19 protein-coding genes are annotated in these 21,150 nt (G+C 58.4%); 13 read left to right on the top strand and 6 right to left on the bottom strand.

Features of this window, described 5'->3' with window-relative positions:
* Positions 1 to 8: 8 nt before the first annotated feature.
* Entirely contained in the window at positions 9 to 503 is a 495-nt protein-coding gene (locus AR456_RS03700; RefSeq protein ID WP_021820004.1) for a peroxiredoxin, read from the bottom strand.
* Between the two features lie 291 nt (positions 504 to 794).
* On the opposite strand from AR456_RS03700, the gene dapA reads away from it, so the two are divergent.
* Genes dapA through purC form a run of 4 tightly spaced genes read left to right on the top strand, consistent with a single transcriptional unit; the run spans position 795 to position 4,277 of the window.
* On the top strand, positions 795 to 1,679 hold the full coding sequence (dapA, locus tag AR456_RS03705) for a 4-hydroxy-tetrahydrodipicolinate synthase (protein WP_021820005.1): 885 nt from the start codon (positions 795 to 797) through the stop codon (positions 1,677 to 1,679).
* Positions 1,680 to 1,731: 52 nt separating this feature from the next.
* Positions 1,732 to 2,697, top strand: a complete 966-nt coding sequence (locus AR456_RS03710; protein WP_031208429.1) for a hypothetical protein — start codon at positions 1,732 to 1,734, stop codon at positions 2,695 to 2,697.
* 37 nt (positions 2,698 to 2,734) lie between these two features.
* Positions 2,735 to 3,529 carry an MBL fold metallo-hydrolase gene (locus AR456_RS03715; protein ID WP_021820007.1) on the top strand — a complete coding sequence of 265 codons (795 nt, stop codon included), beginning with the start codon at positions 2,735 to 2,737 and terminating at the stop codon, positions 3,527 to 3,529.
* Positions 3,530 to 3,563: 34 nt separating this feature from the next.
* Entirely contained in the window at positions 3,564 to 4,277 is a 714-nt protein-coding gene (gene purC / locus AR456_RS03720; RefSeq protein WP_021820008.1) for a phosphoribosylaminoimidazolesuccinocarboxamide synthase, read from the top strand.
* A 340-nt stretch (positions 4,278 to 4,617) separates the two neighbouring features.
* On the opposite strand, the gene tsaA is transcribed toward purC, so the two are convergent.
* Positions 4,618 to 5,349: a tRNA (N6-threonylcarbamoyladenosine(37)-N6)-methyltransferase TrmO gene (gene tsaA / locus AR456_RS03725; RefSeq protein WP_021820009.1), complete on the bottom strand. Its 732-nt coding sequence runs from the start codon at positions 5,347 to 5,349 to the stop codon at positions 4,618 to 4,620.
* 182 nt (positions 5,350 to 5,531) lie between these two features.
* Here tsaA and AR456_RS03730 point away from each other — a divergent pair, with 182 nt between their 5' ends.
* Entirely contained in the window at positions 5,532 to 6,059 is a 528-nt protein-coding gene (locus AR456_RS03730) for a GNAT family N-acetyltransferase (RefSeq protein ID WP_021820011.1), read from the top strand.
* A gap of 156 nt (positions 6,060 to 6,215) precedes the next feature.
* Here AR456_RS03730 and nadC read toward each other — a convergent pair whose 3' ends face one another.
* Positions 6,216 to 7,079, bottom strand: coding sequence for a carboxylating nicotinate-nucleotide diphosphorylase (gene nadC, locus AR456_RS03735; RefSeq protein ID WP_031208430.1), 864 nt, complete (start codon positions 7,077 to 7,079; stop codon positions 6,216 to 6,218).
* A 192-nt stretch (positions 7,080 to 7,271) separates the two neighbouring features.
* Here nadC and ampD point away from each other — a divergent pair, with 192 nt between their 5' ends.
* From ampD to AR456_RS03765, 6 genes are all read left to right on the top strand, one after another.
* A complete protein-coding gene (gene ampD / locus AR456_RS03740; protein WP_021820013.1) occupies positions 7,272 to 7,838 on the top strand; it encodes a 1,6-anhydro-N-acetylmuramyl-L-alanine amidase AmpD in 567 nt (188 codons plus the stop codon).
* Between the two features lie 358 nt (positions 7,839 to 8,196).
* A complete protein-coding gene (aceE, locus tag AR456_RS03745) occupies positions 8,197 to 10,869 on the top strand; it encodes a pyruvate dehydrogenase (acetyl-transferring), homodimeric type (protein WP_021820014.1) in 2,673 nt (890 codons plus the stop codon).
* A gap of 76 nt (positions 10,870 to 10,945) precedes the next feature.
* Positions 10,946 to 12,946, top strand: a complete 2,001-nt coding sequence (aceF, locus tag AR456_RS03750) for a pyruvate dehydrogenase complex dihydrolipoyllysine-residue acetyltransferase (protein WP_021820015.1) — start codon at positions 10,946 to 10,948, stop codon at positions 12,944 to 12,946.
* A 291-nt stretch (positions 12,947 to 13,237) separates the two neighbouring features.
* Positions 13,238 to 13,894 carry an adenylate kinase gene (gene adk, locus AR456_RS03755; protein WP_021820016.1) on the top strand — a complete coding sequence of 219 codons (657 nt, stop codon included), beginning with the start codon at positions 13,238 to 13,240 and terminating at the stop codon, positions 13,892 to 13,894.
* A gap of 126 nt (positions 13,895 to 14,020) precedes the next feature.
* Positions 14,021 to 14,737 carry a tRNA (adenosine(37)-N6)-threonylcarbamoyltransferase complex dimerization subunit type 1 TsaB gene (gene tsaB / locus AR456_RS03760; RefSeq protein WP_021820017.1) on the top strand — a complete coding sequence of 239 codons (717 nt, stop codon included), beginning with the start codon at positions 14,021 to 14,023 and terminating at the stop codon, positions 14,735 to 14,737.
* Positions 14,734 to 15,486 carry a class I SAM-dependent methyltransferase gene (locus AR456_RS03765; protein ID WP_031208431.1) on the top strand — a complete coding sequence of 251 codons (753 nt, stop codon included), beginning with the start codon at positions 14,734 to 14,736 and terminating at the stop codon, positions 15,484 to 15,486. Before tsaB ends, AR456_RS03765 begins: the two co-directional genes overlap by 4 nt.
* A 346-nt stretch (positions 15,487 to 15,832) precedes the next feature.
* On the opposite strand, the gene plsB is transcribed toward AR456_RS03765, so the two are convergent.
* Positions 15,833 to 18,346 carry a glycerol-3-phosphate 1-O-acyltransferase PlsB gene (gene plsB / locus AR456_RS03770; RefSeq protein WP_236995536.1) on the bottom strand — a complete coding sequence of 838 codons (2,514 nt, stop codon included), beginning with the start codon at positions 18,344 to 18,346 and terminating at the stop codon, positions 15,833 to 15,835.
* Between the two features lie 40 nt (positions 18,347 to 18,386).
* Here plsB and AR456_RS03775 point away from each other — a divergent pair, with 40 nt between their 5' ends.
* Positions 18,387 to 19,532, top strand: a complete 1,146-nt coding sequence (locus AR456_RS03775; RefSeq protein ID WP_236995537.1) for a phospholipase D-like domain-containing protein — start codon at positions 18,387 to 18,389, stop codon at positions 19,530 to 19,532.
* Here the strand turns inward: AR456_RS03775 and AR456_RS21210 are convergent.
* On the bottom strand, positions 19,480 to 19,797 hold the full coding sequence (locus tag AR456_RS21210) for a hypothetical protein (RefSeq protein ID WP_156405779.1): 318 nt from the start codon (positions 19,795 to 19,797) through the stop codon (positions 19,480 to 19,482). The two genes, AR456_RS03775 and AR456_RS21210, sit on opposite strands and share 53 nt — an antisense overlap.
* On the bottom strand, positions 19,772 to 20,443 hold the full coding sequence (locus AR456_RS03780) for a YecA/YgfB family protein (protein ID WP_031208433.1): 672 nt from the start codon (positions 20,441 to 20,443) through the stop codon (positions 19,772 to 19,774). The genes AR456_RS21210 and AR456_RS03780 overlap by 26 nt, the downstream gene beginning before the upstream one ends.
* Before the next feature lie 131 nt (positions 20,444 to 20,574).
* Between AR456_RS03780 and AR456_RS03785 the strand changes: the two genes are divergently transcribed.
* A complete protein-coding gene (locus tag AR456_RS03785; RefSeq protein WP_236995538.1) occupies positions 20,575 to 21,096 on the top strand; it encodes a SprT family zinc-dependent metalloprotease in 522 nt (173 codons plus the stop codon).
* Positions 21,097 to 21,150: the final 54 nt, after the last annotated feature.

Here is a 21,150-nt window from a genome sequence, read left to right on the forward strand (position 1 = left end):
GGGCAGGGCTACTCTCCGCGATGCAGCGCCTGGGCGGCTGCAAGGACTTCCTCGACATGTCCCTTGACCTTCACCTTGCGCCATTCCTGAGCCAGGTGCCCTGCGCTATCGATCAGGAAGGTGCTGCGTTCGATGCCCAGGTGCTCCTTGCCATAGAGCTTCTTGAGTTTGATGACATCGAATAGCTGGCATACGGCCTCTTCCTTGTCGGTGACCAGCTCGAAATTGAAGCCCTGCTTGTCCTTGAAGTTCTGTTGAGCCTTGAGCCCATCGCGGGAAACACCCAGAATCACGGTATTGGCTGCGTCAAAGTGGGCCTTGTTGTCGCGAAAATCTCCGCCCTCGGTTGTACAGCCTGGCGTACTGGCCTTTGGGTAGAAGTAAATCACTACCTGCTTGCCACGCAGCTCCGACAGGCTGATCTGTCGATCACCCGTCACGGTGGCGGTAAAATCCTTGATGGGACTGCCAACAACGGGTGGGGCACCGGTTTCTGTAGGCATGACGACTCCTTGGCGGATATTTTGGGGTGTGCGGTTACGCGCTCGCGGTTCACGATTACACGCAAGGTCGGTGGTGATGTAAAGGCTGGTCAATCAGGGCTGGCACGCTCCGTGCACGTATTTGTTGAATGTTTGCGGCCTCTCGGCTGTACAGCCTATGACAGCCTGAGTACCATTTGTTGCCTGGCCTTGGCAATGCGTGCATGAGGCTGGACACCCAGACCATGAATCATTACGTGTGGAGCGGCACTCGCACTGCATCTGCAAGGACAATCGAGAGGAATAACGAGGATGATCACGGGAAGTATCGTCGCGCTGGCGACACCAATGAAGGCCAATGGTGATATCGATTGGGACGTGCTGCGAAAACTGGTGGCCTTCCATCTCGATAACGGTACTGATGCCATCGTCGCGGCTGGCACTACCGGCGAACCGACCACCATGTCCTTCGCAGAGCACTTCGATGTGATTCGCACCGTAGTGGAGGAGGTCGATGGCCGTATTCCGGTGATTGCCGGTACTGGCTCGAACAACACCACCGAAGCTATCGAGTTGACCCGTTATGCCCGTGAAGTCGGTGCTGACTACTGCCTGACTGTTGCACCCTATTACAACAAGCCGACCCAGGAAGGCTTGTTTCAGCATTTCAAGGCGATTGCCGAGGCGAGCGACCTGCCGGTGATCCTGTACAATGTGCCCGGTCGTACATGCTCGGACATTTACAACGAGACGGTGCTGCGCCTTGCCGAAGTCGACAATATCATTGGTCTCAAGGATGCCACCGGCAATCTGGAGCGCGCTGAAGATCTGATCGCGCGCCTCAAGGGCAGTGATTTCATGCTGTATTCCGGTGACGATGCGACAGCTTGTGACTTCATGTTGATGGGCGGTCATGGAAATATCTCGGTGACTGCCAACGTGGCACCCAAGGCCATGCATGAGTTGTGCGTTGCGGCCGTGGCCGGTGAGCACGAGAAGGCTCACCAGATCAATACGCGTCTGGTGCCGTTGCACACCAACCTCGGCATCGAGGCGAACCCTATTCCGGTGAAGTGGGCACTGCATCGTATGGGGATCATCGATACCGGTATTCGTCTGCCGTTGACGTGGCTGTCCGAGAAGTATCATTCCACCATCAGCGAAGCGCTTCAGCTGGCAGGCCTGATCGAGGAATAGGGATTCCCGGGCCTTGATGAAGTGGATCAAATCAATCAACCAAGGTGGACGCATGAATTCTGCGCTGAAAGGATTGCCGTTGGCGGTGATGGCAGCTGTGGCCCTGGCGGGGTGTGCCAGAGAAGGGCATTTTGATGATCGAAACGAAGAATATGTCGACTCGCGCCTGAGCACGCCGCTGACACTTCCTGACAGCCGTGACGCCAGAGGCTATCGCGATATCATGCCGGTGCCGCAGGTATCTGGTGAGTTCTACGCCCGTGAAGAAGGCTTCGAGGCTCCCGTGCCGCAGAGTCTCTCGGCCACTACGGCGGTCCAGGCGGGCGGTGTTGCCGTGCGTGAAACCGACGACGACAGCTGGTTGGTGGTTGGTGCTGAGCCTGCCGTGGTCTGGCCGGAACTGGAGCGTTTCGTCTCCCAGCGTGGCCTGTCAGTGACCCAAAGTGATTCTGCGCGTGGTCTGATCCAGACAGCGGATGCTGATCTGACGTTGCGCTCTGGTTTGCGTGCCGGCACCAGTGAGATTCGCTGCGACACCGGCGGCCAGATCAATAGCCTGTGCTTGAACTCTCTACAACGCCATTTCGAGGCGCGCAGTGCCTCGGCCAGTATCGCTTCGGGAGCGCAGCAGTCCGCGCCTGGAGCAGCAACTGTCGACTATCGGCGTCAGGGTGACAACTGGGTCATGGTGGTGCCGGTCGATATCGACCGAGCCTATGCCGAGATCAACTACCAGTTGGCCAACAATTTCGAGATGCAGGATCGTCGTGAGTTGGTTTCCACTGATGCGGCGAGCAGAAGCTTTGTGCTTGATTACATCACCGAGAGTGATCGTACCCGTGGCCTGATCGACTCGATCACTTCCTTTGAGCTGGGAGAGTCAATGCGTCGCATCGAGTTGAGCCTGGCACCACAAGGGTCGGCTAGTGTTGCCGCGGTACGTAGCCTCGACGATGAGCCGCTGTCAGCTGATGATCAGCGTGAGCTTCTCGAACGAGTCGCGGCCCTGTTGCTGTAATGTCTGCAAAGGTGTGCTCTGACGGCGCTGAAAAAGAATGAACTCGCGAGACATCACACCTGGCTCAGGGTTGCGTTTTGCTTCGCTAGGTAGCGGCAGCAAGGGTAACGCAACCCTGATCTGCGATGGCGAAACTCGGCTGCTGGTGGACTGTGGCTTTACGCTGAAGGAAGCCGAACAGCGTCTGGCCCGGCTGGGACTGCATGCGCGCCAGTTGAGTGCCATCCTGGTGACTCATGAGCATGGTGACCATGTACGTGGTGTTGGTGCCATGGCGCGACGCTATGATCTTCCGGTGTACCTGACACCTGGCACCTGGTTGTCGGGAAAGTTGGGTCGTTTGGCTCGGCGTCACTGGATCACGCCTCAGGCAACCTTCGCCATCAATGGTATCGAGATTGAACCGATCACGGTGCCTCATGATGCTCGCGAGCCTGTGCAGTTCTGTATTGGTGCCCGCCAGCGGCGGTTGGGACTGCTGACCGACCTCGGCTATGCCAGCGCGCATGTGTGTCAGACTTTCAGTGGCTGCGACGCGCTGCTGCTGGAGTGCAATCATGATCGCAGAATGCTGGCAGAAGGCCCTTATCCGCCCAGCCTCAAGAGGCGTGTTGGCGGTAATTGGGGGCATCTGGCCAATGTTCAGGCGGCTGAGTTGTTGCCGCGCCTGGGCCTTGATCGGTTACAGCACATCGTCTGCTCGCATCTCTCCGAACAAAACAATCGCCCCGAGCTGGCACTGGAGGCATTGACGCCTCTGCTCGACGGCGACGATTCTCGCCTGACCGTGGCCGCCCAGGATGATGGCCTGGATTGGCAGGTGATTCATTGACCTATTGATATCCGTTTCGCCTGTGGAGGCTCCCATGGAAAAGCGTCAAGAACTCTATGCCGGCAAGGCAAAATCCGTCTATGCCACTGATGATCCCGACCGTCTGGTATTGCACTTCCGCGATGACACCAGCGCCTTTGACGGCGAACGCATGGAATCGCTGGCGCGCAAGGGCATGGTCAATAACCGCTTCAATGCCTTCATCATGGGCAAGCTGGAAGAAGCGGGAATTCCTACCCATGTCGAAGGGCTGCTGTCCGACACCGAGTGTCTGGTCAAGAAGCTCGATATGATTCCTGTCGAGTGCGTGGTACGTAACGTCGCCGCCGGTGGCCTGGTCAAGCGCCTCGGTGTGCAGGAAGGTCAGGAGCTTACGCCACCCACCTTCGAGCTGTTTCTCAAGAATGATCAGTTGCACGACCCGATGATCAACGAGTCGCTGGCGGTCACCTTTGGCTGGGCGACTGCCGAGCAACTTGCCGAAATGAAGGCGCTGACCTACCGCGTAAACGACGTGCTCAAGCGACTGTTTGCCGACGGTGGTCTGCTGCTGGTGGATTACAAGCTGGAGTTTGGTCTGTTCAATGGTCAGATCGTGCTGGGGGACGAGTTCTCACCTGACGGTTGCCGCCTGTGGGACGCGGAGACTCGTGAGAAGCTTGATAAGGACCGTTTCCGTCAGGGGCTCGGTGGCGTGATCGAAGCCTACGAGGAAGTAGGGCGCCGTATCGGTGTGGAGTTCAAGTAGCCGGGGATCCACTGAATAATTCCATCCGTGGAATCATTCAGTGATACCAGCCGACAACAAGTGATGGGTTGGTTCATATTTTCAATGACTTGCAGCCGCCAGAAGGCGGGCAAGCATTGAAAATGCCTGGTGCGCCCCTGCACCAGCGGGATGCTCTGAGTTGATCAGATCACCCCTGACTCTTCCCGCCGAATTCGTTGTGCCGTTGGCCTGCCTTTACCTTGCCTGAACGCGAGGTGGTGGCAGGCCTTCTGCTTTTCCCGCTTCACTATTGCCTTAGGCACTGACAGCCTCCAGGCTCCAGCCATCGGTTCGAAGGTATTGCTCTCGTGTACGCTACTCACGTGGAGCGAGGCTCTATGGCTTCGACCTGCAGTACGACATTCTGTCCTGCATCGAGTGCCCGGAAGCGGACATTGATATCGCGTAGGTAGACACCGTACAAGCGGGAGTCATTACTCCGCCCGCGGTAGGCAGGCCTTGGGTCCTGGGCCAATACGCCCTCGATCAGACGGCGCAGGCTATCGCCATCCGCACGTAGCGCCAGGCTGTTCAGCGCCTGACTGGAAAAGGCGACCTGGATCAGCTCAGGGGCCTGAGGCGCAAATCCGGTGCGTGCTTCGGGGCGAGCTTCCGCCCAGGGGAGGTAGGGTTTGATATCGACCACAGGAGTGCCATGCACCAGATCGGCGCCACGTAGTGTCAGCGTTACACCGTCGTGGGTTGAAATATTGATCAGCTCCACCAGCGATAGGCCAAGACGGTTGGGGCGATGGGTGCTGCGACTGGCGAATACTCCTATTCGAGCATTCCCACCTAATCTGGGCGGGCGTACCAACGGTTTCCAATCCAGCGGGCTAAGATGAAAGATGAAGGTCAGCCATAGGTGGCTGAAACCCTCCAGACCACGCACTGCCAGTGGGTCATTGTAAGGTTCGATCAGCCGTAGTTGAGCAATGGTTTCCGTGATTAACCCAGGCTGCCGCGGCACGCCAAACTTGTCGGGGAAATCGCTGGCAATCGTGCCAATCGGAGTGATCGGGAAACTCGTGTCATGACGGGCTGCTGACATGGGCTATCTCGTGATCCTTGGGTGTCTGTTCCGGATGATGATGGCCGGTGAAATGACGATGTTTGGATTGTGCTGGGGCGAATCGCAGGCAGGTTGGATGCAGCTGTTGACGAGAGAGTGTCAGTCGGTGGATCCTGCTCGCCGCGTTTACCGAGCGTGATCATCCTTCGCGAGAGAGCTCCATGTCATACTCACAGCAAGACTCACTATTGTCGCCGTTGCGCAAGGCTCAGTCACGTTTGCTCTATCGTCAGGGCCGAGCCAGGGATGCTGCTGATCAGGCTGAAGTCTTCCATCACGCGGTGATGCAGGGTGCCAGTCAACATTATTCATTGGCGCAACGCGAGGCCTGGGCTGGCGCACTGCCCCGCGATGGCAGTGCGTGGCTGGCGCGCCAGGCACTGTATACCACCCTGGTAGCCGAGTGTGATGGACGTTGTGTAGGGTTTCTCGAACTGGATGCGACGCGTGCCCACATCGTCACCCTTTACGTCTGGCCATCGTTGGGTGGAAGAGGGATCGGCATGCAATTGCTGGAGCTGGCCGAGAGCCAATTGCGTGATGCAGGCATGCGCCGAGTTATCATCGAGGCCAGCCTGTGCCTCGCCGACAGTCTGGCCCACCGAGGTTGGAAGAGCCACGGCGAAGAGTGGGTCGAGCGTGCCGGAGAGCGGCTTCCACGGCACAGTATGAGCAAGGGTTTACACTGAGCTACGAGCCGCTCGAGCGGTAAGCGGTAAGTTATAAGCGGTAAGTAGCCCCGGTAGCGGCGAGCTTCGAGCACGCTGCGCTTGAGCTTGAACCCCGAACCTGAAGCGACCTCCAACTGTTGGACGATTCGTAGCCCGAGGCTCCTGGCCCGTAGCTTATGTCCTGTTGTCTTCCTGCACCTCAATCACTCGCATCGAAAGGTCGATGGCCTTGACGTCTTTGGTGAGGGCGCCGCTGGAGATGAAATGAACACCGGTCGAGGCGATGGCCTTGAGCGTGCTTTCATCAACGTTGCCCGAGGCCTCCAGCTTGACACGGCCAGCGACGCGCTCGACGGCGGTACGCATGTCGTCCAGTGAGAAGTTGTCGAGCATGATCATGTCCGCTTCAGCGGCCAGCGCCTGTTCGAGTTCATCGAAGTTCTCTACCTCAACTTCCACCGTCAGATCTCGAGCGATGCTACGCGCTTCCTTGACTGCCGCTTCGATGGACCCGCAGGCGGTGATGTGGTTTTCCTTGATCAGGAAGGCATCGTACAGACCAATACGATGATTGGTGCCACCACCACAGGCCACGGCATACTTCTGAGCCACTCTCAGGCCCGGCAGGGTCTTGCGAGTGTCGAGTAGTTGCACACCGGTGCCTTCCAGCTGGTCAACGAAGTGACGAGTGCGCGTCGCTGTGGCGGAGAGCGTCTGCAGCAGATTGAGTGCCGCGCGCTCTCCGGTCAGTAGGCTACGTGCAGCCCCCTCAAGCTCGAGAAACGGCTGGTCTGGCTCAATGCGGTCACCATCGGCGGCATGCCAGGTCAGGGCCACGCGAGGGTCGAGGCGACGAAACAACTCATCAACCCAGGCCACGCCACACAGAATGGCGGGTTCGCGGCTGATGACACGAGCGCGGCTTACCTGAGACTCGGGGATCAGTTGGGCAGTGATGTCCACTGGGCCAACGTCCTCGGCCAGCAGGCGAGCGGCACAGTTGCGAATGTCTTCGGCGAGGGCGTCATGAAAGTCCATGCGGTAAGCTGTCCTATGCGGCGTTAAGGCACCTTTGATCAAGGTGCCATTATAGGCTGTCGTGGGTACTGGCGTCAGTGGTTTGTAGCCGTCGTTGGCTTGTTCCAGGAGCATCTTGTCTCGATAGTACCTGTTCAGCATAACGGATACCGGTACATCGAACTCATAAGGTCGTGGCAGGAGAGGGTAGTGATGAAGTGTAGAGAAGGTTGGCTCGACAACGTGCGGAGAGTGGTCTCGCCTAATGTCAATGAGCGGCCGGAAGGCGAGGTCTCGGCCGTGGTGCTGCACTCCATCAGCCTGCCGCCAGGGCAGTTCGGGGGCGACTATATCGAAAGGCTGTTTACCAATCAGCTCGATCCGCAGGCACATCCATATTTTACCTCGATTGCCGGTCTTGAGGTATCCGCGCACGTTCTGGTGCGTCGGGATGGCGAGTGTGTGCAGTTTGCCCCCTTTGAGGCTCGCGCCTGGCATGCTGGGCGTTCGCATTGGCACGATGGGCATACCTTGCGGCGGGAACTCAATGACTTTGCCGTGGGTGTCGAGCTTGAAGGTGATGAGGTAACTCCCTATACAGCAGCGCAGTACCGTAGTCTGGCTGCGGTACTGCATGCGTTGTTTGACGCCTATCCGGCAATCAATCCAGCGCGTATCACCAGTCACGCACGAGTTGCACCGCTACGCAAGACGGACCCGGGTCCTGCTTTCGACTGGGCGTATCTCCGACACTGTATGTGTCAATGCACCGATTCGTGATTCGTGACGGCTCAAAAGGTGAAACGGCACAGGGCAATTTGTTACACCAGATCAAACGTTGGTTTGTTTACAAGTTGCTGACTTCCGTTGGATATCGTGAGGGAAAGCGCTCTAACTCGTTGTGCTGCGGTGCAATATAGGTATCTTGAAAAATATTTCCATGTCTGGTTGAATTGGCACCTCAGGGACTTCTACGGTATCTTTCTGCCAGTTCTAGCCCTATTGATACGAAAAGTTCGTAAAATTACTACATGCCTGACGTTGCGCTGCGGTTCGAGGAAAGTGATCCTTTCCCCGCGCGCCCACTGGCCTCGTTTGCGGGGCTGTGACCCCTCATCGTCATTCGGAGAGACGTTCTATGAGTCTTGGTACAAGAGAAGATCTCGATCCGGTCGAAACCCAGGAATGGTTGGACTCCCTGGAATCTGTGCTGGATCGTGAGGGCGAGGATCGTGCCCGGTACCTGATGACGCGGCTGGCTGATCGCTATCGCCGCGATGGTATGCAGGTGCCCTTCTCGGTCACGACCCCGCACCGCAATACCATTCCGGTGCACAACGAGGCCCCGATGCCGGGCGATCTCTTCATGGAGCGTCGCATTCGCTCCTTGATTCGCTACAACGCCATCGCTCAAGTCATTCGTAACAACCGCGCCAACCCCGGACTGGGGGGGCACATCGCCAGCTTCATGTCTGCGGCGACCCTCTACGATGTAGGTTTCAACCACTTCTTCCGTGCTCCCAATGGCGACTTCGAAGGCGATCTGGTCTATATCCAGGGCCATGTGGCGCCGGGTATCTATGCGCGTGCCTATCTCGAAGGACGCCTGACCGAAGAGCAGATGGACAAGTACCGTCAGGAAGTGGACGGTGATGGTCTTTCCTCTTATCCGCACCCGTGGTTGATGCCGGACTTCTGGCAGTTCCCGACGGTCTCCATGGGTCTTGGTCCGATCCAGGCGATCTACCAGGCCCACGTCATGAAGTACCTGAACGCGCGTGAGCTGCATGATATGCAGGACCGCAAGATCTGGTGCTTCATGGGTGACGGCGAGTGTGACGAGCCGGAATCGCTGGGTGCGATCCACCTTGCCAGCCGCGAGAAGCTCGATAACCTGATCTTCGTCGTCAACTGCAACCTGCAGCGTCTTGATGGCCCGGTGCGTGGCAACTCCCGTGTCATGGACGAACTGGAAGGCGTGTTCCGTGGTGCCGGTTGGAACGTGCTCAAGGTGGTCTGGGGCCGCCTGTGGGATCCGCTGTTCGAGAAGGACAAGAAGGGCGTCCTGCAGAAGCGCATGGACGAAGCCGTCGACGGTGAGTACCAGAACTACAAGGCCAATGGTGGCGCGTATACCCGCGAGCACTTCTTCGGTAAATACCCGGAGACCGCCGAGCTGGTCAAGGACATGTCCGATGAGGACATCTGGAAGCTCAACCGTGGTGGCCACGATCCGTTCAAGGTCTATGCGGCTTACCATCAGGCAACGACCAACGCCAACGGCCGTCCGACGGTGATCCTGGCGCACACGGTCAAGGGCTATGGTATGGGTGGTGGTGATGGTGAGGCTGCCAACGAGGCTCACCAGGTCAAGACCATGGAACTCGAGGCGCTCAAGCGCTTCCGTGACCGCTTTGGCATCCCGATCTCCGACGAACAGCTCAAGGATGTGCCGTACTACAAGCCGGAGGATGACTCCCCGGAAATGAAGTACATGCACCTCCAGCGTGAGCGTCTGGGTGGTTACCTGCCATCGCGTCGCAGTGACTTCGAGGCGCTGGAAATTCCGGCACTCGACGATAAGACTTTTGCCTCCCAGACCGGTGGTTCCAAGGGACGTGAAGTTTCTACCACCATGGCCTTCGTGCGTATTCTCAACGGTCTGGTGAAGGACAAGAAGATCGGCAAGCAGGTGGTTCCGATCATCCCTGATGAGGCGCGTACCTTCGGTATGGAGGGCATGTTCCGTCAGTTGGGTATCTATACCTCTGAAGGTCAGAAGTATGAGCCCATGGATAAGGGCCAGATCATGTTCTACCGCGAGGATCAGAAAGGTCAGATCCTCGAGGAAGGCATCACCGAGGCGGGTGCCATGTCAGCCTGGATGGCGGCAGCGACCTCGTACTCGAACAATAACTGCACGCTGTTGCCGTTCTATATCTACTACTCGATGTTCGGTTTCCAGCGTATCGGTGACCTGGCCTGGGCGGCGGGTGATCTTCAGGCTCGCGGCTTCCTGGTCGGTGGTACTGCCGGTCGGACCACACTCAACGGTGAAGGTCTGCAGCACCAGGATGGTCACAGTCTGCTGCAGGCGGCAATGATCCCCAACTGCCGCACCTACGATCCGACTTACGCCCATGAGGTTGCCGTCATCGTCCAGGATGGCCTGAAGCGTATGTTCTCCGACAAGGAAAACTGCTTCTATTACCTGACGGTGATGAACGAGAACTACGAGCAGCCTGAGCTGGAAAATATTCCGGCCGAAGATATCGTCAAGGGCATGTACTTGCTCCGCGAGACTGACGGCAAGAAGGGCCATGTCCAGCTGTTGGGCTCCGGCACTATCCTGCGTGAAGTCGAAGCGGCCGCCACAATGCTCGCCGAGGATTGGGGGGTCGGTTCCGACATCTGGAGCGTGACCAGCTTCAATGAGCTGCGCCGCGAAGCGCTGACCCTGGATCGTCAGGCGTTCATCAATCCTGAAGCTGAACCGGGCAAGCCGCACGTCACCAGGTGTCTGGAAGGCCGCAAGGGACCGGCGATTGCCTCTACCGATTACATGAAGCTGTACGCTGATCAGGTTCGTGCCTGGGTGCCGACCGACTATCATGTGTTGGGTACCGATGGTTATGGTCGCTCTGACACCCGCGAGAAGCTGCGTTCGTTCTTCGAGGTGGATCGTTACTTCGTCACCGTGGCCGCGCTCAAGGCGCTGGCGGATCGTGGCGAGATCGACCGCAAGGTTGTGGCCGACGCGCTCAAGAAGTACGGCATCGATCCCAACAAGCCGAACCCGCTTGAGGTGTAAGGCATCGGCCGAATGATTCGGTGGCACGGCGGGCCGGTGAGGCCCGCCCCCGTCAAGCATTTGAAGGAGCGCGACCTTGAGTAGCGAAATCATCAAAGTACCCGACATCGGTGGTGATACCGGTGTGGAGATCATTGAAGTGGCGGTGTCGGTCGGTGATGTCATCGAGCCGGAAGACACGCTGATCACTCTCGAATCCGACAAGGCCAGCATGGACGTTCCTGCACCGAAGGGTGGCAAGGTGGTCAAGGTGCTGGTCAAGGAAGGCGACACGGTTTCCGAAGGCGACGACATCGTCGAACTGGAAGTGGAGGGCGCGGGTGATGCCGAGCCGGCTGCGGCGGACGAAGCTGAGCCCGAAGCTGCTGAGCCCGAAGCTGCTGAGCAGGACGAGCCTGGTGCCAGTCCATCGCAGGCCGCATCCTCCGGTGGCAGTCAGACGGTCGAGATCAAGGTGCCCGATCTTGGTGGTTCCAGTGATGTCGAGATCATCGAGATCCCGGTCAGTGAAGGCGACGATGTCGCGGAAGAAGACACCTTGATCACCCTGGAGTCCGACAAGGCCTCCATGGATGTGCCCAGCCCCCATTCCGGCAAGCTGGTCAGCCTGTCGCTGAAGGTAGGCGATACTGTGTCTGAAGGCGATGTCATCGGCACTATGGAAATTGCCGGTGAGGGTGGCGAAGCGGCCCCTGCGCCTGCCGAACAGCCAGCAGCGGCTCAAGCGGCTGAGGCTGAGCAGGATGATCAGGATGATGACGAGGGAGAGGAGGCTGCCGAAGGCGGTCGCCAGGAAATTCGCGTCCCTGACTTGTCCGGCTCCAGTGATGTGCCGATCATCGAGATGGCGGTGGCCGTTGGCGACGAGATAGATGTTGAGGATGCGCTGATCACTCTGGAGTCTGACAAGGCTTCCATGGATATACCGAGCCCGTTCAAGGGCAAGGTTGTTGAGCTGGCCGTCAAGGAAGGCGATACCGTCTCCGAGGGCGACCTGATCGGCTATGTCGAAGTGGCTGGCGCAGCACCGAAGAAGAAGGCGGCGAAGAAGGAATCGGCGCCAACTTCCCAGCAGACCGCTGCTCCGCAAGCTGAGGCTCCCACTCAGCAGGCTCCAGCCCAGCAGAGTCAGGCTGCGGCGACCGGCACACCGGGCAAGAACGTTCATGCCGGACCGGCGGTACGCATGCTGGCCCGTGAACTCGGCGTCGATCTGAGCCTGGTGACTCCGACGGGTCCCAAGGGTCGCGTGCTCAAGGATGACGTACACAACTACGTCAAACAGGTCATGTCTGGCCAGGCCAGTGCTCCCAAGGCGGCTGCGCCTGCTGCGGGTGGTTCCGGTATTCCGCCGATCCCGGATCAGGACTTCAGCCAGTTCGGCGAGATCGAAGAGAAGCCGATGGGCCGCCTGCTCAAGATGGGCGCGCAGAACCTGCACCGCAGCTGGGTCAATATCCCGCATGTGACGCAGTTCGACGATGCTGATATCACTGAGCTGGAAGCCTTCCGCAAGTCGATGAAGGCCGAGGCTGAGGCTCAGGGTGCCAAGCTCACTCCGCTGCCATTCATGATCAAGGCCTGTGCTTACGCGCTGCAGAAGTACCCGCAGTTCAACGTCAGTCTCAAGGCCGACGGCGAGACCATCGTGCACAAGAAGTACATCCATATCGGTATTGCGGTCGATACCCCGGATGGTCTGATGGTGCCGGTGATTCGCAACGCGGACCAGAAGTCACTGATCGATCTGGCCAAGGAATCGGTCGAACTGGCGAAGAAGGCGCAGACCAAGAAGCTCAAGCGTGACGAGATGACCGGTGGCTGTTTCACCATCTCTAGCCTGGGCTCCATCGGTGGTACTGCCTTCACGCCGATCGTCAATCCGCCTGAAGTGGCTATCCTTGGCGTGTCCAAGGCGTCCATGAAGCCGGTTTGGGATGGTGCTGCCTTCCAGCCGCGCCTGATGATGCCGCTGTGCCTGTCCTACGACCACCGTGCGGTGAATGGCGCCGACGCGGCTCGTTTCACCACGTTGCTGGGACAGTTGCTGGGTGATGTACGACGCCTGTTGCTGTGAAGCAGCGCTCACAGGCATGAAAAACGGCGCCGAAAGGCGCCGTTTTTCGTTGGGAGTCATGTGCTCGTCAGGCGCTGTTTCTCCCTTCGTCGACACGCCATGATGACACTTGTGTTACTGCGTGACCAAAGTGCTATATGTTGGTTAATGCTCTGATATTAAAATAGATTTAATGACTGCTGGATGCCTGCGACAAATTGGCTCGGTTGTGTCGTCATGGTGGCACGGGTATTGTTCGGCATATCTCTTTCTTCATTTTGACATTTTTCCAAATTTCGAGGAGCTTTACTGATGCGTTTGATCCTTTTGGGCGCGCCAGGTGCCGGCAAGGGTACTCAGGCCCGCTTCATCTGCGAGCGCTATGGAATCCCACAGATTTCCACCGGTGATATGCTGCGTGCTGCGGTCAAGGAAGGAAGCGAACTTGGCCTCAAGGTCAAGGAGATCATGACCACTGGCGGTCTGGTGTCCGATGACATCATCATCGCCCTGGTCAAGGAGCGTATCGCTCAGCCGGATTGCGCTAAAGGCTTCCTGTTTGATGGTTTCCCGCGGACCATCCCTCAGGCCGACGCCATGAAGGACGGCGGCGTGAAGATTGATCACGTGTTGGAGATTGCAGTCGACGACGAAGAAATTGTCGGTCGCCTGTCAGGCCGTCGTTGCCACCCGGCTTCCGGACGTGTCTATCACATCGAGCACAATCCGCCGAAGGAAGCAGGCAAGGATGACATCACTGGTGAAGCGCTGATCCAGCGCGAAGACGACTGCGAGAGCACCATTCGCCATCGCCTGTCGGTCTATCATGAGCAGACCGAGCCGTTGGTGGGGTACTACAAGGATTGGGCGGCTGAGGATGCCGACCAGGCGCCACGCTATCATCGCGTGGAAGGTGTTGGTAGCGTCGAGAACATCACCTCTCAGGTGCTTGCTGCTCTGGAAGGTTGAGCTCCCACTGTCGAGACCCTGGATCGTCGAGAGCCGGGATCGTCGAGAGTACGACATGTGGCCCGCCCCAAGGTGGGCCACGGTCGTTTATAATGCGCGCACATTTTTTCTACAGGCGAGTTGGTCATGTCTCTGGTTCTTGCTCTGGATGCTTCTTCCAGCGCCTGCTCAGCCTCGCTGCTGCGGCGCAGTGCCGATGGTGATGAGCTGGTATCGCGTTATGCGCTGACGCCTCGCGAGCACACTCGCCGTCTGATGCCGATGATCGATGAGGTGTTGGCGGAGGCAGGGGTAGGCCCCTCGCAGTTGGATGCGGTGGCCTATGGCCATGGTCCGGGGTCGTTTACCGGCCTGCGGATTGCCGCTGGCGTTGCTCAGGGCCTGGCCTATGGGCTGGAGCGCCCTCTGATCGGTGTCTCGACGCTTCAGGCGTTGGCACTTGGCGGCCATCTCCGACATCGTTTCCGCTATATCTTCACCGCTCTGGATGCGCGCATGGGCGAAGTCTATGCGGCTGCCTGGCGTATCGAGAATGAACGTCCCGTCGCCCTGATGGCCGAAGCGGTGCTGCCGCCGGAGCGTCTGCAGTTACCTCGTGAGCACGAGGATCATGATTGGGTGGGCCTCGGTTCAGGATGGGGGCTGTGGGATGGCGTGCCCGCCGAAATTCAGGCGGCGCTGGGGCTCTGTGTGACCGATATCGAACCTCAGGCCTGCGACATGGTGATTCTTGCTGCCGATGCCTTCGAGGCAGGTGACCACCAGCGTCCGCATGATGCTCAGCCGGTCTACCTGCGCGACCAGGTTGCATGGAAGAAGATGGCGGAGAAGAAGCCGCAGTGAGTGTCGTTATAGGCGAGGGGCTGGAGGCGGTGGCACAGCGCTATGGCATTTCCAGAGCCTGTGTCGATACAACCTGTCTGCAGCTGTATCGTGATGATCAGGGCTGTCTGGCGCTGGGTGGTGAGCCTGCTGAGTTCGGTAAGCCGCTGGTGGTGGATTTCGTTGGCGGACGAGTCGGTCATCGGCGTCGCTTTGGCGGCGGCAGAGGGCAGTTGGTCGCTCGTGCCTGCGGCTTGGGTAAAGGTGTGACACCGTCGGTCGTCGATGCTACTGCCGGGCTGGGGCGTGATGCCTTTGTGCTGGCCAGTCTGGGGGCCGAGGTGCTGTTGATCGAACGGGTGGCGCCAATTGCCGCCTTGCTCGAGGACGGACTATTGCGTGCACAGGCCGCTGCCGAAGTGGCCGAGATCGTTGCACGCATGCGGCTGCGTCACGGCGACAGCAGCCGCGAACTGGAGGCCATCGTTGCCGATAGTGGCCTTGTCCCTCAAGTGATCCATCTGGACCCGATGTTTCCTCACCGCGACAAGTCGGCGCTGGTGAAAAAGGAAATGCGTCTGTTCCGCGAATTGGCTGGCGATGACGATGATGCCCCTCGCTTGCTGGAAGCCGCACTTGACGTTGCCACGCATCGAGTGGTGGTCAAGCGTCCACGCAAGGCACCGCCCATCGAGGGACCAGAGCCACGCCATCGGCTGGAGGAAAAGACCAGCCGCTACGATATCTATGTGCACCGGAGTTTGAGGTGAGCAAAGAGCTGTAAGTTATAAGAGGGAAGGGAACAGAGGGAAGGGAACAGAGGGAAGGGAACAGAGGGAAGAGAACAGAGGGAAGAGAACAGAGGGAAGAGAACAGAACAGAACAGAACAGAACAGAACGGATTGTAGCTTGACAGCCTCCTTCCCGATTTGCAGTCTGTCTTCCTTCTTCCTTCTTCCTTCTTCCTTCTTCCTTCTTCCTTCTTCCTTCTTCCTTCTTCCTTCTTCCTTCTTCCTTCTTCCTTCTTCCTTCTTCCTTCTTCCTTCTTCCTTCTTCCTTCTTCCTTCTTCCTTCTTCCTTCTTCCTTCTTCCTTCTTCCTTCTTCCTTCTTCCTTCTTACGCCTTCTCCTGCGGCCCCGTCACCGCCGCCAGTCGCCGCTGGAGAGAGGCGTCGAGAAGTTGCATGGCGTTGGATGCGGCATGCTGCAAGTCGCTGCCGAACACCAGTTGCTGCTCTTCCTCCCATACCCATCCGTCGGCGATCAGACTATCGACCAGGCTCTCGAACAGACGGAGGTCAAAGAATTCCGGTGCGGCGCGACCGCTCAACAGGGCCAGACGCTCGGCCAGCGAGCGCGAGCGCTGGCACAGTTCATCACGCGACAGGCTGCCGGAGGGTGAGGCCAGCAAGGTGTCGACCAGCAGGGTGTTGCGCTCCAGCGAGGGCTGAATCATCTGGCCGAGCAGACGTAGTCGCTCGCGAGCCTCGAGGCTGTTGCAAGGCTGGTACTGGCCGGATTGCTCGGTCAGCAACTCTACAGCGACCAGGTGTTCGACAATCCGTATCAGTTGTTGACGTAGATCATCGCCGACAGGGACCGCCAGCTCCCTTGCCAGCATTGGCCATAGCGGGCTGAGCAGGTTGGTCAGTTCGTCGATGCTACGGGTGTCGTAACTGCGGAAGCTGAAGGCGACCAGCGCCGGCAGCGCAAAGAGATGCAGGACGTTGTTGCGGTACCAGCCAAGCAACGCTGCCTGGGAGGCATCGGCGGTGATGATTTCGCCCAACGACTGCTCTCGGCGATCTATCATGCCCAGCGTCACCACCTGGTCGATCCAGGCGTCGGCATTGCCTTCCGGTAGGGTGGGGCCGGGCCTGGAGGGTGTTGGTGAAATCAACGAGCAGAGCAGGTCCAACTGCCCCTTGAGCATGCCGTACTCCAGCGCTCGGTGGGGAGTCGCCAGCAGTGCCAGACCTACCAGGTTGACTGGGTTGAGTGCCGCCACAGCATTGATGCGTTGGCAGAGGCTCTGGCCCAGCTCGAATACAGCGTCCTTGAGCCAATCAGGACGCTGGTCATTTTCCTGACGCCATTGGGGCTGCTGTGCATCGAGGAAACTGGCGATATTCAGCGGTTCACCGATGTTCACCGATACGCGACCATACTCTTCACGCAGCCGGCCGAGCACTTTCAACAGGCCGAGTGGTGTTTCCCTGTGCTTGCGTCCTCCGCCAAGTTCGCGTTGGTAACTAGCATTCTCGAGAATACGCTCGTAGCCGATATAGATCGGCACGAAGACCACAGAACGTGCATGTTGCTGCTGGGTGCGCAGGAAGGAACGCAGCGTCATCGACAGCATGCCGGGGCGCGGTGGCAGCATACGGCCACTGCGTGAACGACCGCCTTCGATGAAGTATTCCATCGAATAACCGCCGGCCAGAAGGCGATGCAGATATTCGTTGAAGACCGCACCATAGAGGCGATTATCGCGGAAGCTGCGGCGCAGGAAGAAGGCACCGCCGCGGCGTAGTACCGGGCCGACGACCGGCATGTCCAGATTGCGCCCGGCGGCAATGTGCGGTGGCATCAGGCCATCACGGAACAATACATAGGACAGCAGTAGGTAATCGATATGGCTGCGATGGCAGGGGACATAGACCAGGGTGCTGTCGCCGGCCAGCTGTTTGACTCGCTCAAGGCCGGTGACATCCACTCCGTCGTAGAGACGGTTCCATAGCCGTCGTAGAGCGCTGGCCATGAAGCGCAGTACCGGGTAAGTCATGTTGGAAGCAATCTCGTTGCCATAGCGTCGTGCGCGACGCTGCAGACGCGGGAGTTTGCCATGACTGCGTTCGTTCGGGGTGCTCTGCAGTTCGCTGATGGTATGGCGAACTTCTGGGCTGCTCACCACCCCTTCGATCAATGTACTGCGGTGGGAGAGGTCGGGTCCGAGAACGCGAGTTCTGACGCGACGAAAATGCACCCGCAGCAGGCGTGCTACCTTGCGATTGGTCAGCTCCGGTTCGCGATCATCGAGGATATCGGCCAGCTGTAGCGGCGCACCGAACTGGATTTCGACATCTCGTCCATTGACCATTACCGACAGTGCACGCCTCAAACGTCCCGTCAATTGCCAGTTATCTGCCGCGAGCAGATGCCAGAAGCCAAACTCCTTGCCCGGTGCTCGTCCCCAGAACACACTGACCGGAACGATCTGGACGTTTTCGTTGGCGGCAATCAGCTCGGTAAAAGGAGCAACCACCGCCGGACGACCGGGCCACCGACGCAAGCGGCGAGCAGGCAGCGCCACACATCGAGCTACGCTAACCTGATCAACAGAGAGACGTCCTTCCGCGGCAGGCATCTGGTGCTGGCGAGTGTAGTTCTCGAGCAATAGAGCATCACTCAAAGCCGGCCTCGGCAGAACATAGATGGTCGGCAGACTCGGGTCGAGGTGCAGATCTGCTACTTCGGGCTCTGCAAGACGAATCTCCGTCCATGCAGAAAGTAGGTGACGCAAGGGCGCGCGAAACAGGCCAGGCATGAAGAATCCGTGCAGATGAACGTGTGCTGGTTGTTCGGGGGTAAGCCAGCGCCGATGTAATGTCGCCAGTATAACGGGCATCATGCAGGTGGTCAGTGTTTCCTCTCAAGGAAGTAGACACCAGGTGAATAGTAAACGGAGTTCTGTGGTCGGACGTGCCAGTGCCCAATGGAGAGATGGCAATCGTGTGGTGCTGTTGCCGGAGTCCAGATGCTTTCTTCCAGCACTGTTCGAGGCGTTGGAGGAAGCGCGTGAGAGCATCCTGATTGAACTCTATCTAATGGAATCGGGACAACTGGCAGACCGCCTTGTCGATGCGCTACTGGTTGCAGTACAGCGCGGTGTGTCGGTGTATCTGCTGCTGGATGGATTCGGCTCCATGAAGTTGGGAAACACCGAACGCCAGCGTTTGGTTCAAGGCGGTGTCTGGTTACGTGATTTCAACCCATTGGGCTGGCACTCGCTGGCACGTAATGTCAGCCGAGATCATCGCAAACTGGTGGTCATTGATCGGCGCATTGCCTTCACCGGTGGCTTCGGCGCTGTCGATGAGTTTCTCGAGGCCTGGTTCGAGGTGGCAATCAAGATTGAAGGCCCTGTCGTGGCGGACTGGATACGGCTATTCCGTAATGTCTGGCAGTCGCCGTTGACGCGTGGCGCGCAGGCAGCTCCACCGCTTGCAGAACCGAGCGAGATTTCGGCTTTGCCCGGTGGTTCCCGAGGTCGTGCTATCTGGGGCCAGGGGTATCGCTTTCAGGCAATACGCTTGTCTCTGCAGGATCGTATCACTGGCGCAGAGCGTCGACTGTGGATGTGTACACCTTATTTCGTACCAACGCTAAAGCTACGTTGGCGCCTGCAGCGGGCGGCAAGACGCGGTATCGATGTCCGTCTGCTGGTCCCGGGGGACACTCACGACCACCCTGGCGTACGCTATGCCGGACAGCGCTTCTACTCGCGTTTATTGCGGGCAGGGGTGCGCATTCATGAATTCCAGCCCAGCTTCATCCATGCCAAGTTCGTGCTGGCCGATGACTGGAGCAGCCTCGGTTCCTGTAACTTCGACCACTGGAGTCTGCAGTGGAACCTTGAGGCCAATCAGGAAGTGGAATGCGCCGTTTTTGCGAGTGAAGTACATCAGCTCTTCGAGCGCAATTTTGCCATGAGCAAAGAGATTCACCTGTCGGAGTGGCAGGCGCGCCCCTGGTGGCAGAAGGTCAGAACCTGGCTATACGGCACATTGGATAGCTGGGTGACAAGGTTGAGGTGAGCCGAAAGTTGCAAGAGAACAGAGGGAAGAGGTCAGAGGGAAGAGAACAGGTCTTGACCGTCCCTTTCTCGGCTCGCAGCCTGTCTTCCTTCTTCCTTCTTCCTTCTTCCTTCTTCCTTCTTCCTTCTTCCTTCTTCCTTCTTCCTTCTTCCTTCTTCCTTCTTCCTTCTTCCTTCTTCCTTCTTCCTTCTTCCTTCTTCCTTCTTCCTTCTTCCTTCTTCCTTCTTCCTTCTTCCTTCTTACCTGCGTTTCTCCCCCTTACCACTTTTCCCTTTCCCACCCTTGCCGACAGGACGCTTGGGGCGTGGTTTGGGTTTGGCAGTATCGGGTGGCACTCGGTAGTGGAGGTAGAGATCGAGTACCAGTTCCGGGAGCTGGGCGACGAAGCTTTCCATGCGTTGTGTGTCGCGGCCCATATCAGCCATCTCTGGTTCGTCGTCGAACAGCGCGGAGAGCAACATGAACGGCAGCAGGAGTGTTGCCGAGGTCTCCTCGTCGCCTTCAAACCAGGCGGGTTCGTCGAGGAATACGCCTTCCATGAAGCCGGCACACCAATCGCCAATCGGAGTTTCCTCCGCAGCAACACCGTCCAGCGTCAGTTCGAAGGGTAATTCCGGCAAACCGCCAGCCTCGAGCACGTCGATGGCGTTGCGGCGTAGTTGCTCCAACAGGCCGAGGATGGTCTCGCGTTCCTGGTCATTGGCGAACTCGGGGGTGCCATGGAACAGTTCGGCAATCCAACTGGTAGCCGGCACTTCGCGAGGGGCGACAGCGAGCGCCACAAGGAAACCGTGGGCTCCAATCAGGTCCAGCGCATCTTCGCCGGCGCGCTCGTGAAGAAAGTCATCCAGCAGATCCATACCTTCATCATCAAGCAGAGGCTGGGGCAGCGGCGTATCGGAGTCGGACATGGTGCGCTCGCAGGAATCGGCAATCGGGGAAAGAAACGAGGGTGGCGAACAGCCAGTGGCCACCGTAACATGATGGCGCATTGTAGCATTGCCACCCTCCCGCGTGCCCAGCGATTGCCATGACACCAGCCTTGCCATCCCCTGATCGAGACGTCACCGCGCAACTGGACCTGCCGCAGTTGCAGGCACTGGTACGGCAGCGGGTCACCGATGCCATGGCCCTGTGCCACTCGCTGTATCCCGATCTGCCGATACCGGCTATATGGTTTGATCTACGCGGCAAGTGTGCCGGGCAGGCGCATTTCGGACGCGGCGGATTACGTTTCAATCCAGCGCTGCTTGCAGACAATCGCATGGAGTTTCTGGTCGAGGTGGTGCCCCATGAGGTCGCTCATTGGCTGGTATGGCACCTGGAGGATGGGCCGTCATTTCGCCCGCATGGCCGTGAGTGGCAGACCATCATGGTGAAATTGTTTGGGTTGGTGCCCAGCGTCACGCATGAGTTTGATACTCGACGTGCCAGTCCCGCTCCCCATGTTTATCGCTGTGACTGCCAGGAGCATCACTTCTCGGCGCGACGACATGCCAATGCTCGCAATGGCCGAGAGTATCGTTGTCGGCGTTGCCGTGGTCGTCTACGGCATAGCGGGTGAAGTCATGGTATGGAACTGTATCGGCCGGTGGCTTGCGAATTTTCTGCTACAACG

Origin of the sequence: Halomonas huangheensis, from assembly GCF_001431725.1 — a bacterium.
Taxonomy (GTDB): domain Bacteria; phylum Pseudomonadota; class Gammaproteobacteria; order Pseudomonadales; family Halomonadaceae; genus Halomonas; species Halomonas huangheensis.